The 12,507-nt window shown below is 68.9% G+C and carries 8 protein-coding genes and 1 pseudogene; all 9 read right to left on the bottom strand.

Annotated elements, in window-relative coordinates:
• A pseudogene (locus tag VJ655_RS16355) lies at positions 1-557 on the bottom strand (imidazolonepropionase); the annotation flags it as partial.
• On the bottom strand, positions 554-2,023 hold the full coding sequence (locus tag VJ655_RS16360) for an amidohydrolase (protein WP_324112894.1): 1,470 nt from the start codon (positions 2,021-2,023) through the stop codon (positions 554-556). The gene VJ655_RS16360 and the pseudogene VJ655_RS16355, both read right to left, overlap by 4 nt.
• 159 nt (positions 2,024-2,182) lie before the next feature.
• Positions 2,183-5,266: a TonB-dependent receptor domain-containing protein gene (locus VJ655_RS16365; RefSeq protein WP_324112896.1), complete on the bottom strand. Its 3,084-nt coding sequence runs from the start codon at positions 5,264-5,266 to the stop codon at positions 2,183-2,185.
• Positions 5,267-5,558: 292 nt separating this feature from the next.
• Positions 5,559-7,376 carry an amidohydrolase family protein gene (locus tag VJ655_RS16370; protein ID WP_324112897.1) on the bottom strand — a complete coding sequence of 606 codons (1,818 nt, stop codon included), beginning with the start codon at positions 7,374-7,376 and terminating at the stop codon, positions 5,559-5,561.
• Between the two features lie 138 nt (positions 7,377-7,514).
• Positions 7,515-7,985 (bottom strand): Lrp/AsnC family transcriptional regulator, encoded by a 471-nt coding sequence (locus tag VJ655_RS16375; RefSeq protein ID WP_324112899.1) that lies wholly within the window; start codon positions 7,983-7,985, stop codon positions 7,515-7,517.
• 383 nt (positions 7,986-8,368) lie between these two features.
• Complete coding sequence (locus VJ655_RS16380) at positions 8,369-9,556, bottom strand: acyl-CoA dehydrogenase family protein (protein ID WP_324112901.1); 1,188 nt, start codon at positions 9,554-9,556, stop codon at positions 8,369-8,371.
• On the bottom strand, positions 9,553-10,317 hold the full coding sequence (locus VJ655_RS16385) for an SDR family NAD(P)-dependent oxidoreductase (RefSeq protein ID WP_324112903.1): 765 nt from the start codon (positions 10,315-10,317) through the stop codon (positions 9,553-9,555). Before VJ655_RS16385 ends, VJ655_RS16380 begins: the two co-directional genes overlap by 4 nt.
• A 72-nt stretch (positions 10,318-10,389) precedes the next feature.
• Positions 10,390-11,649 (bottom strand): acetyl-CoA C-acetyltransferase, encoded by a 1,260-nt coding sequence (locus tag VJ655_RS16390; protein ID WP_324112905.1) that lies wholly within the window; start codon positions 11,647-11,649, stop codon positions 10,390-10,392.
• Between the two features lie 61 nt (positions 11,650-11,710).
• Positions 11,711-12,355 carry a TetR family transcriptional regulator gene (locus VJ655_RS16395; RefSeq protein ID WP_324112907.1) on the bottom strand — a complete coding sequence of 215 codons (645 nt, stop codon included), beginning with the start codon at positions 12,353-12,355 and terminating at the stop codon, positions 11,711-11,713.
• Positions 12,356-12,507: the final 152 nt, after the last annotated feature.

A 12,507-nucleotide genomic window follows, 5' to 3' on the forward strand; every position in this document is an offset into this window, starting at 1 on the left:
AAGCGCATGGCCACGGCCAGGCGCGGCTTGACCAGCAGATCGCCGGCCAGGCGGATGGCCAGGACCTGGCCGTCGAACAGCGCGCCGTCGCCGTCGTCGGCCCCGCCGCCCTCGCCGTCGCCGCCGGGGGCCGGCACGACGATGGCGCGGGTGACGCCGCCCAGGCGCGCGACCGGCACCAGGGTGGTGTCGGGGTTGAGGCCATATTGCGGATCGAAGGCCGCGCCGAGGTCGGAAGACGAACTCTTGGCGTCGTCCGTCCCCTTGACCGAATTGACCTCGCGAACGCCCAGCACGGTGTTGGGAGCGAAGAGCCCGGGGGTGACGATCGCGCCCTTGGCGTCGATGACGCTGGCCCCCGCCGGCGGGGCCAGACCCTTGCCGACGGCTAGGATCTTGCCATCGCGGAGGATCACCGTGCCGTCGGCGATTTCGCCGGCCGGCCCCATGGTCAGGAGCCGGGCATGGACGATGGCTGTGGCGGGCGCGGCCAAGGCCGGCGCGGCCAGGCCCGAGGCGGCCAGGAGGCCGACCAGGGCGGAAAGGATCGGCTTCATTGGGCGAGGTCTCCGCGGTTCTGGCCGAGCTCGAAGTCGGAGGGGCGGCGCGGCGCCTGGCGATCGAACTCGATGGCGCCGTCGATGAACACCAGGTCGGCGAGCGCATAGATGCTCAAGGGATCGGCGCTCCACAGCACGATGTCGGCCATCTTGCCGGGCTCCAGGGAGCCGGTGCGGTCGGCCACGCCCATGACCTTGGCGGAGTTCAGCGTGATCCACTGAATGGCCACTTCGTCGGGAATGACGATTCCGGCCCGGCGGCCGGCGGCCTGGGCGACGGCGGCCTCGCGGTTGAGGCGCTGGATGATGTTGGGATCGTCCGAGTGCAGCGAGACGCAGACCCCGGCCTTGGTCAGCAGGGCGGCGTTTTCCTCGATGCCGTCATAGGCCTCCATCTTGAAGCCCCAGCGGCCCGACCAGACGGCCGCGCAGATGCCCTCGCGGGCCAGCAGCGGGGCGATCTTGTAGGCCTCGACCGCGTGGTGGAAGGCGGTGATGTGGTAGCCGAACTCGTGGGAGACATCGATCAGGTTGGCCATCTCGTCGGCGCGGTAGCAGTGGTTCTGGACCAGGAGCTCGCCGTTCAGGGCGCTCGACAGGGTGTCGAGCGTGAGGTCGCGCTTGGGCGGCTCGCCCCCGTCCCCCTTGGCGGCCTTCTTGTCGTAGGCGGCCCAGCGCTTGCCGTAGTCGGCCGCCTCGATCCAGCCGCGGCGATAGCCGGCGACATTGCCCATGCGGGTGGCGGGGGTGCGGCCGCGGGCCCCGTAGCGGCCCTTGGGGTTTTCGCCGCAGGCCATCTTCAGGCCATAGGGCGCGCCGGGGAACTTCATGGCCTGAACGGTGACGGCCGGGACGTTCTTCAGGGCCACGGTGCGGCCGCCAAAGAGGTTGGCCGAGCCGGGCAGGATCAGCAGGCTGGTGACGCCGCCGGCCCGGGCCCGCTCGAAGCCGGCGTCCTGGGGCCAGACGCTGTGCTCGGCCCAGACATAGCCGGTGTTGGGGTCGATGTTCTCGTTGACGTCGACCTGGCCGGTGACCGCCGGAGCCGGAAAGACCCCAAGGTGCGAGTGGGCGTCGATCAGGCCGGGAGTGACCCAGCGGCCTTTCGCGTCGATGACCCTGGCGCCGGCCGGCGGCGCGGCGGCCGGACCGACCGAGACGATCTTGCCGGCGTCGAACACCACCATGCCGCCAAGGATCTTCTGGCCCGCGCCGGTGTAGATGTTGGCGTTGACGATGGCCGTCAGGCCCGAGGCGGCGGGCGCGTAGGTGCTCGGATAGGGATCGCGGGCCGGGACCAGGCCCTTGGGCGGCGGGGCGGCCGGGCGCGGGGCGGCTTCGGCCTGCGGCTTGGGCGGAGGCGTCGTGGCGCAGGCGGCCAGCAGCAGCGCGGCGCTGAGCGCCAGCCAGGGGACACGGCGACGTGGCGCGGCGGCGCTGGCCAGTCTCGACGGGTTTGACACGGGATCTCCTGACGCCGCCGAACGCGGGCGGTCCTTGATCAAAAGAGAAGCGGAACGGTGGGCGCCCGCCGGGCGCCCTGGGCAGAGGGCGTCCGGCGGGCCGAGGCGAAGGGTCCGGACGCCCCTGGGGAGGTTCGTCCGGCGCTCCTCGCCGCGCGGCTAGAACGACTTGCTGAGGCTCAGGTACCAGTAGCGGGCGTAGGGCTGGTAGACGGCCCCGAGATAGCCGTAGGTCCCCGAGGCCAGCGGCGGGTTTTCGTTAGTGATGTTGTTGACGCCCAGGCGGATCTTGGAGCCTTCGAGGCGTCCCTTGGCCACGGCCCACTGGCCATAGAGGTTTCCGGTCACCTGGCTTTCGACCTGCCAGGGCGTGCCGTCGGTGGCCAGGAGCGAGGTGTCGTCCATCGAAGAGATGTACTTGGTGAAGGCGCCCACGGTCAGCTGCTCGTAGCGCCAGGTCAGCGAGGCCGAGACCTTGGTCTTGGGCGTGCCGTTCTGGCGCAGGAGATCGCCGCCGCCGGTGATCGAGGTGCCGGCGTTGATCTTGCCGGCCTGGCGGGCGGCGAGCAGTTCGGCGATCTCGGCCGAAGGCTGACGGTAGAACTTGTTGAAGTGGGCGACATTGATGTCAGCGTCGAAGTCGCCGAACCGCGTGCCATGCAGACGCCAGTTGAGGCTGACGTCGAGACCGCGGACGTCCTGCGGATTGAGGTTCTGGTACTGGTCCTTGACGTAGGTGACCTGGCCAACGGCGGCCAGACCCGTGCCATTGGTGCGGGCGATGTCGTCGGCGGTCGGGGCCAGGCGGATGACGTTGGGATTGCTCGAGCCCTGGACGCGCAGCAGGTAGTCGAGGATCAGGGCGTTGCCTTCGCCGAAGACGCCGATGATACCGTTCTGCTTGGTGTCCCAGACATCGACGGTCAGGGTGAAGCGGCCCAGCTCACTGGGAATGAACTTCGGCTGCAGCACGAGACCGAGCGACTGGCTTTGCGAGGTCTCGGCCTTCAGGTCGGGATTGCCGGCCCGCTGGGCGGTGGCGACGATCGAGGCCGAGCAGGCGCTGAAGGTGCTGATCTTGCCGGACCGCAGATCGGCTTCGCAGAAGATGTAGTCGGTGCGAGTGTTGCCGCGGGTGACGATCGCGGAATTAACTTGCAGCAGGTTGGGGGCGCGGAAGCCCTTTGAGAACGAGCCGCGCACCCGCACGCCGTCGACCAGGTCCCAGGCCAGGGCGACCTTGGGTTTGGCGACGTCGCCAAAGTCGCTGTAGTGCTCATAGCGGCCGGCCAGCTGCACCTCGACATTGCGCACCAGCGGGATGTTCATATCCGGCGAGACCACCGGTACGGCAAGTTCCGCATAGGCCGAGGCGACCTTGCGCGAGCCCTTGGAGTCGGGGGTCGGGCTGACGCCGAAGAGGTCCGAGGTCTGGACCTCGCCGGTCACCGCGTCGGTGAACTTGATGGTGCCGTCGACGCGGGCGTCGCGGTTGTCGCTGATTGTCTCACGGCGCAGCTCGACGCCGGCCGCCAGGCCCAGATCCCCGGCCGGCAGGGCCAAGAGGTCGGCCTTCGAGACCTTGAAGTCCCATTGGGCTAGGGTCGAGCGGCCCTTCAGGTAGGTCTTGACGCGGATGGCGTCGAGGGCGGCCTTGGAGCTGGGCGCGCCGTCGATTCCGGTCGGGTTGCTGGCGCTGCCGCCGTTGAACGGATTGTAGGCGTCGGGGGTCGACAGGGCGAGCTGCTTTTGCAGCGCCGTGGAGCTGACGCCGTCCTGGACGTCGGTGACGCCGGCCTCCGTGTAGAGCAGCGCGCTGTCCCAGCGGAAGCCGTAGGCGTTGCCCTTCAGCCCGCCGAGCACGCGCACCTGCTTGCCCTTGACGTCGACATTGGTCGGGCCAAGGTCGCCGAACCGGTAGTTGGTCAGGCTGACGGCGCGACCGGTAGCGGGGATGTTGAGGTTGGCCAGGCGGTTGGGATTGACCGTGCCGTCGGCGAAGGTCACCGGGCCGAACGGGTTCCAGTAGTTGGACGCGGGGATGGCGATCTTGGTCGAGCCGATCGTGAACACCGAGTCCTGCACGCTGTGGGTGTCGGAGATGTAGTAGCCAAGCTCCCCATAGGCGGTGACGTCGTCGGTCAGGTCATAGCGCCAGGTGCTGAATAGGTTGGTGCGGCGCATCTTGGGCATGACCGACAGGCCATAGACCGACTGGGCGTCCGAGCGGGTGTCGCGGGCCGCGCCGGAGGTGGCGCGCGTGCCCGTGCCGATGCAGATCCCGCCAGCCAGGACCGAGCCGCACGAGCCGTCGGCGGTCGGCTGGATGTGGAAGACCCCGGCGGCGGTCGTCAGGTTGGTCGTGCCTTGGCGCACCGCGCCGGTCTGGCCGATCACGGTCAAGTCGGCCCAGGGGCTGAGCGTGCTGCGGCGATCCAGCGTGTTGGAGCCGGCGAAGCTGGTATTGGCGAACAGCGGGCGCTTGTCGCCGCTGGCGGTGTAGTCGAGGTCGGTCGACTTCAGGGCGCTGCGATAGGCGTAGTCGGCCGACAGGGTGACGTTGCCGCGACCGTCCTTGAAGTTCTGGCCGACCGCGAAGTTCAGGTTGAAGTCGCGCATCGACGTGCCTTCGGCCCCACCGTAGCGCACGGTGACGGTCCCACCGTCGAGATCATCGCGCAGCACGGTGTTGAGCACGCCGGCCACGGCGTCGGCGCCATAGAGCGCCGCGGCCCCGTCGCGCAGCACTTCCAGGCGCTGGATGCCGGAGACCGGCAGGGTGTTGGAGTTGGTGGTCAGGACCGGGGCGAGGTTGGCGTCGGCCTGGGTGCCGGGCCAGGTCACGACCCGGCGGCCATTGAGCAGCACCAGGGTGTTGCCGACGCCCAGGTCGCGCAGGTTGATCGAGCCGACGTCGCCGCGGGCGAAGTTGCTGCTGGTCGCGCCATTGGTGCTGTTGAAGGTGACATTGCCCATCTGCGGCACCGACCGCAGCAGGTCATCGCCCGAGACCGCGCCGGTGGTGGCGATCTGGGCGGCGTCGACGACGGTGACGGGGACCGCGGCGGTGACCTTGGAGCCGGCGATCTGGGTGCCGACCACGATCACTTCCTCGACGGTGGCCGCGTCCTGCGGAGCGGCGGCGGGCGCCTGGGCTTGGGCGTGGGCGACGGCCGCGCCTAGCAGACTGGCGCTAGTGGCCAGGAGAAGCGCCCGGGTTCGGCGTTGGAAGTGCTGGTTCATGATGACCCCCTCTTGGTCTTGCTTGCGCCGCCGGCTGGCTTACGCCGGTCTCGATCGACACGCTCTGAGACGTAAGCGCGTGCTGATGCCCCACCTTCGCGCGGCCAGAAAATCGCCGTTTTTGGTGTTGCTTGGCGGCTGGGCGCCGATCGCCCACGAAGCGGGCGCCGCCCGCTATCGAAACCCCACTAAACCGGTAGAATTTGCAAGGCGCGGCAGTTTTTGGCGCAGCGGCGCCAGGGAAACTAAGCCGCGCGGCGGGGGCCGGGTCCCGCCGCGCGCTGGGCTGGCGCTAGTAGAAGCTGACGTTGTCGATCTCGAGCCACAGGGTCTCGCCGGCCGCGCGGCCGCCCATCAGTTCGACCTCGGTGAGGTCCTTGGCCGTCCACTCGCCCTTGCCGCGCAGGCTCTTGAGCGCCGAGAACGGGATCTCGACCACGCGCCAGTCAGCCCCGCCCGTGAACGGCGCCGACCAGCGGCCGGCCGTGGTGGTGACGCCCAGGGCATAGGCCCCATCGCCGCGCGCCTCGAAGCGCACGCCCTTGAAGGCGCTGGCGTCGACTGGCTGGATCGAACCGCGGCTGAGCGGAATGATCACCCCGGCGCTGGGCTTGGCCTTGACCGCCATGCGGGCCGACAGCGACAGGGCCCGGCCTTGCGTCCCTCGGGCGATGACCTGGCTGATCTCGACGGTGCGGTCCATGCCGCCGTCCGGATCGTCGGTGCGCAGGGTGTCGAGGCTGGAGCGGCGGTCGCTCCGCTCGAAGTCGTCGATCAGGGCCTTGGCGGCGATGGCCGGCGGGCTGGCGGCCTGATTGGCGCTCATCGGCGGGGCGCCGGGGCCAAAGACCAGCTTGCCGTCGATCAGCACCCGGTCGGTGTTGCGGACGTCGGCGATGGTCTTCCAGGGCTCGCCCTTGATCAGCACAAGGTCGGCGCGCTGGCCCGGCGCGATGGTCCCGCGATCGGCCGACAGGTTCATCAGCTTGGCGCTATCGGCGGTGCCGGCGATCAAGGCCTGGCTGGGGGTCAGGCCGGCGCGGACCAGGAGCTCCATCTCGTGCAGGGTCGAGACGCCGTGCGGGGTTCCGGGCATGCCCGCGTCGGTGCCCAGACCCAGGGTGACGCCGGCCGCGTGCAGACGCTGGGCGTTGGCGAGGGCGAAGTCGAACTTGCGAAAGCTCTGGCGGTTCTTGGGATCGGCCGGATCGCGCACGGGCTCGCCGGGCTTGACCGGCTCGTAGACGGCCAGGGTCGGAGTGTCGCCCGTGCCGCCGGCCTTGATGGCGGCCAGGGCCTCGTCGTCGATCGGGCGGTCTTGCAGGCTGTGGGTGATGACATCGACGCCGGCCTTGCCGGCGACCGCGCCGCGCTCGACGGTGACGGTGTGGGTGAAGACCTTGAGGTTTTGCTTGTGGGCCTCGTCGACCAGGGCCGAGAGCGTCCAGCCGTCCATGCTGGTGTTGTCGGGCGAGGATCCGTAGCGCCAGCCGTCGGTGAAGGCCTTGATCAGGTCGGGCTTGTAGGGGGCCAGGGCCTGGATGGCGGCGCGAGCGGCCTCGGGGGTGTTGACCCACTTGGTGGTGGCGGTGTCGGCCCAGTCGGCGCCGTGGCCGCCGGGGGTGCTGACCCGGGCGGCGAAATTGACGTGCGGCGCGACCAGGGTCGAGAGCCACTGGCGGCGCGGGGTGAAGGATTCCGGCGCGGCGTTGAAGTCGTTGACCGTGGTCACCCCGGCGGCGACGTAGGCGCTGGCGATCTGCGGGGTGGTGGCCGGAACGCCGCCGCCGGTCCAGTGAGTGTGGAGATCAAAGAAGCCCGGCAACAGGGCCTCCCCCTTGGCGTCGATCACCTGGGCCCCGCGCGGAATCTTGACCTTGGGGCCGACGGCGGTAATGCGGCCGTTCTCGATGACCACGGTGGCCGGGCGCGGCGGCGCGCCGGTGGCGTCGAAGACGATGGCCCCGACGATGGCGACCGGGCGGACGGCGGGCGCGGGGGTTCGCGCCTCGGCCAGCGTCGGGGCGATCAGGCTCGCGCCCATCGCCAGGGCCAGGGCCGAGGCCGCTCCCACGATCCGCCCTGCCCGGCCTTGCTTGATCCCGCCCATCGTCCTACGCGCTCCCGCTGCCTGGCGCGCCCCGGCGCCGGTGCTCTTAGACGGCGGTCGGGGCGATCGCCCCACCGGAAAACGCGGCGTGGCGACCCCATTTTTTCTCGATTGCGCCGGGCGCGGGCGGTTGCCCGCTCAGAGGGCGATCGGCACGGCGGTGGTGAACTTCATCTCCTCCATGGCGAAGGCGGAGCTGATGTCGAGCAGGCGCACGGCCTTGATCAGCCGGCGATAGACCCCGTCATAGGCGGCGATGTCCTTGACGCGCAGCTTGAGCAGGTAATCGACCTCGCCGCTCATCCGGTAGAATTCGACGACCTCGGGGATGGTGCGTACGGCCCCGGCGAAGGCGGCCAGCCATTCGTCGCTGTGCTCCGCGGCGCGGACGGTGACGAAGACGACCATGCCCGAGCCCAGCTTGACCGGATCGACCAGGGCGACGCGCTTGAGGATATAGCCGTCGTCCTCGAGGCGCTTGAGGCGTCGCCAGCAGGCGTTCTGCGACAGGGCCACGGCCTCGGCCAGTTCGTTGACGGTCAGGGAGGCGTCCTCCTGGACGATCTCCAGGATGCGCCGATCGATGCGATCGAGACCGCCTTCGGCCATTTCGCTCTCTCCCAAATCTCAACGCGCCAATCGGAGACTTTCGCGGCAGATCGGCCACGTAAAGGATTTTTACCACCTGTAGCGGGATTTTTTGGGAGATTGCATCACTACGCGAGGAGCGCAGCTTCCAAGGTTAAGCAAGCGCCAGTCGCGGAACTTGGCGCATCTCCAGAAACAGGAAGTTCAGCGGCCTGCCGGACAGGTCGGACTGCGCGCGCGGACGCTAGATTCGCGGCCTCGCCTTTGCTCTCCTCGCTGACCTTTGCTTTCGAAAATCCGGAAGCCCAGCGGCGGCATGTGTCGGTTGCGCCAGTTCTCTTTCCAAGGCGGTCGTCCTCTTTCGACAGGATCAGCCGCCAGCCGCGCGAGGATGGCTTCGTGGCTCACCCGTGGGCGGCCGCGTCGCGCTTGATCTTCTTGGCGAGGCTCCATTTGTGGACCTCGGTCGGGCCGTCGTAGATGCGGAAGGCGCGGACCTCGCGGAAGACCTGCTCGACGATGGTGTCGCCGGTCACGCCGGTTCCGCCCATCACCTGGACGCAGCGGTCGGCGATACGCATCAGGGCCTCGCTGACGGCGACCTTGGTCATCGAGCTTTCGGTCGTTCCCAACGAACCGCCGTCCAGGACGTCGGCGCACCAGTCGATCATCAGCTCGGCCTGCTTCAGCTCGATCATGTTCTCGGCGAGCATGAAACCGACGCCCTCGTGGTCGATCAGCGGCTTGCCGAAGGCGTGGCGCTGGACGGCGTAGGCGGTGGCGATCTCATTGGCTCGCACGCAAGCGCCCAGCCAGCGCATGCAGTGGGTCAGGCGGGCGGGCGCCAGGCGGACCTGGGCCAGCTTGAAGCCCTCGCCCGGCTGGCCCAGCACCTGGTCGGACGAAACGCGCAGGCCTTCGATCGACACCACGGCGTGACCGCCCGGCATCGAGCTGTCGATGGTGTCCAGCACCCGCTCGATGCGGATGGCCGGATCGGGCAGATCGACCAGGAACATCGTCGCGCCCATCTGTTCGCCCTGGGCTTCGGCCTTGGCCATGACGATGCCGACCTTGGCTCCTTCGGCGCCGGTGATGAAGGCCTTGCGGCCGTCGATGACCCAGTGATTGCCGTCCTGGACAGCCGTGGTCATCAGCATCGACGGGTCGGATCCCGCCCCGCCGTCGGCCGCTGGCTCGGTCATGAAGAAGGCCGAGCGGGCCTGGCCCGCCACCAGCGGATCCAGGAACCGCGCGCGCTGCTCGGGCGAGGCGGCCTTGCCCAGCAGGTACATGTTGCCCTCGTCGGGCGCGGCGACGTTGACCGCTTGCGGACCCAGGGGCGATAGGCCGGCGGCGCGCAGCACCTGGGCCGTCTCGCGGTGCGAGATGTGCGAGCCGTCCGCCAGGATGTGCGGCGTCAGCACCCCGGCCGCCCTGGCCTTGGCGCGGAGCTCCTCGATCAGCGCGTCCGAGGGGCCGTGCGCGCCCCGCCGAGGATCATGCTCGTACGGCGCCACGACCTCGCGGACAAAGGCCTCGACCTTGGCCGCGATCGCCGCGCCCCGCTTGTCGTCGCGCGCGCCGCTCACAGCGACTGCCCGTCGTCGATGGTGAAGTCCGCGCCGGTCACACCCTTGCTCTCGTCCGAGAGCAGATAGATCAGCATCGGGTCCAGCGCGTCCTCGTCCAAGATCCGGCGACGCGGCCACTTGCTCATCTGCTTGTGGCCGCCCTCGGTCTCGAACCAGTCGCCAGCCAGCTCCGACCGGATGTAGCCGGGGCAGAGGTTGTTGACGTTGGGCCCCGTGCGCGCCCACTCGCGGGCCATGTGCCGGCCCATGTGGCTGACGGCGGCCTTGGAGGCGCTGTAGGCCGTCACGCCCGGCGTCACCATCCTGGCGGTGATCGACGAGACCAGCACGATGCGCCCGCGTTCGGCGATCCCCGCCGCCCGCATGCGTCGCGCGCCTTCGCGGGCGGTCAGGAAGACGCCCCGGACATTGACCGCGAACACCTGGTCGAAATCCTCGACGGCGAGGTCGGCGGCCAGCCCCTCGATATTGACGCCGGCATTGGCCACCACCCCATCGACCGGCCCGAAGGCGGCCTCGGCGGCGTCGTAGGCGGCGATGGTCGAAGCCTCGTCGGCGACGTCCAGCGCCACGGCCAGGGCCTTGCCACCGTCGGCGACGATGGCGGCCCGCAGAGCCTCCAGGCGGTCTACGCGGCGCGCGCCGATCACCACCGCCGCGCCCTCGGCGGCCACGATGCGGGCGAAGCGGGCCCCGATGCCCGAGGAGGCGCCGGTGATCAGCACCGTGCGGCCGGTCAGTCTCTGGGTCTTGCTCATGTCTCTCGCCTCGGTCCTGCCCCCCGTCGCCGTTCGCACCGGCGACGGGGTCAGGCGCCGCAGACCTCTCTATCAGGCCTGAACGCGTTCGATAATAATGGCCGGCGCCATGCCGCCGGCCGCGCACATGGTGACCAGGCCGTAGCGGCCGCCGGTGCGTTCCAGCTCGTCCAGCACCGTGCCGATCAGGATCGCGCCGGTCGCGCCGATCGGATGACCCAGGGCGATGGCGCCGCCATTGACGTTGACCTTGGCGCGATCGAGCTTGAGGTCGCGGATGAACTTCTCGGCGACGACGGCGAAGGCCTCGTTGATCTCCCAGAGGTCGATGTCCTCGACCTTCAGGCCCGCCTTGGCCAGCACCTTGCGGGCGGCCGGAACAGGGGCGTTCAGCATCAGGGTCGGGTCGTCGCCCATGTTGGCCATGGCGACCACGCGGGCGCGCGCCTTCAAGCCATGCTTGGCGGCGTAGGCCGGCGAAGCCAGCAACACCGCCGCCGCGCCATCCACGACGCCCGACGAATTGCCGGCATGGTGCATGGGCTCGATCTTAAGGTCCGGATAGCGGCGGTTGATCTGCCCACGGAAGGTCGAGCCCTTCGCGTCGTAGGGATAGTCGGCGATGGCCGTGAAAGCCGGCTTCAGCGCGGCCAGGCCCTCGGCGGTGGTCTCCGGGCGGGGATATTCATCATGGTCCAGCGCGACGCCGCCGTCGTGATCGAGCACCGGGACGATCGACTTGGAAAAACGCCCCTCGGCGATGGCGCGGGCGGCGCGCTTCTGGCTTTCCAGGCCCAGGGCGTCGAGGTCCTGGCGGGTGATGCCTTCCATGCTGGCGATGGCGTCGCCGCAGACGCCCTGGTGAGACTGCGGGTGCAGCATGTCCAGGTGCTCGTTTCCCGAACCCATCAAGCCCGGCGGGAAGCCGGCCGCCTGCTCCTGGGCGGCCATGGCGGCGGTCAGGCTCATCATCTCGACGCCGCCGGCGACGATCAGGTCCTCCATGCCGCTCATGATCTGGGCGGCGGCCAGGTTCACCGTGGTGATGCCGCCGCCGCAGAAGCGGTCCAGCGTCATGCCCGAGGCCTTGATGTCATAGCCGGCGTCCAGCGCCGCCATGCGGCCTAGGTCGCCGCCCTGCTTGCCCTTTTGCGTGGAGGTCGACCAGATCACGTCGTCGACGTCGGCCGTGTTGATCTTGTTCCGCTCGGCGATGGCTTTGAGCACCGTGGCCGCCAGATGCTGCGGATGCAGATGGGCCAGGGCGCCCTTGCCCACCTTGCCCACGCCGCGCGGGGTGCGAACGGCGTCGATGATCAGCGCCTCGGCCATGGCCGTCTCCTCCTAGATCATATTGTTATTCGATCGATTAAGCGTTCGATTAATATGCGCGTCAAGCTTCCCTGGCGGGATGCGCCAGCACGCCGTGGAAGACCAGATCCGACACGTGCCGCGCATATTGCTGGCGGACTTCCTCGGTCAGTTCCGACAGTCCCAGCGTCGTGGGCAGCGAATAGCTGGCGTAGAAGATGTGCTCGCAGGCGCCGACCACGCTGTAATAGAGCATGCCCGGATCGAGCGGCCGGAAGGCCCCCTCGGCCACGCCCTGATCGACGATGGCGCGGTAGGCGGCGATCATCGGCTCGACGAAGATCTGGGCCACGCGCTCGCTCGAGGCCTTGTCGCTCCGCACGATCATGTAGTTGATCAGGCGGTTGACGTAGGGCGAGCGGTAGTAGGTGTTGATGATGCCGCCGATGTGGATGCGCAGCTTCTGCTCGGCGGGAATATCCAGGCCGACCAGATGGGCCAGGTCGGCCATGGCGCGTTCGGCCACGCGCTCCAGAAGCGCCAGGAGCAGGCCTTCCTTGCTCCCGAAATAGTATTTGATCAGCGCCGAGTTCAGGCCCGAGCGCTGGGCGATTTCGCTGAGCGAGACCTCGATCGTGGACCGCTCCGAGAGCAGCGCCGCGGTGGCGTCGAACAGGATGGTTCGAGAGTCCCGTCGCTCCGGATCAGCCGCCTTCGCACCCGCCATGACACCATCCTCGCGATCATCTTTAGCTAACCGATTAACTAGGAACGTCAATACGTTTCGCATCGCCCGCCTCGGCGGCGATCCGCAGCGTCGCGAGCGCCTTTTGATCCGTATCAATCGAGATCCAGATATCACCCGATATTCCAACCGTG

The organism is Caulobacter sp. (assembly GCF_035254145.1).
Lineage (GTDB): Bacteria > Pseudomonadota > Alphaproteobacteria > Caulobacterales > Caulobacteraceae > Caulobacter.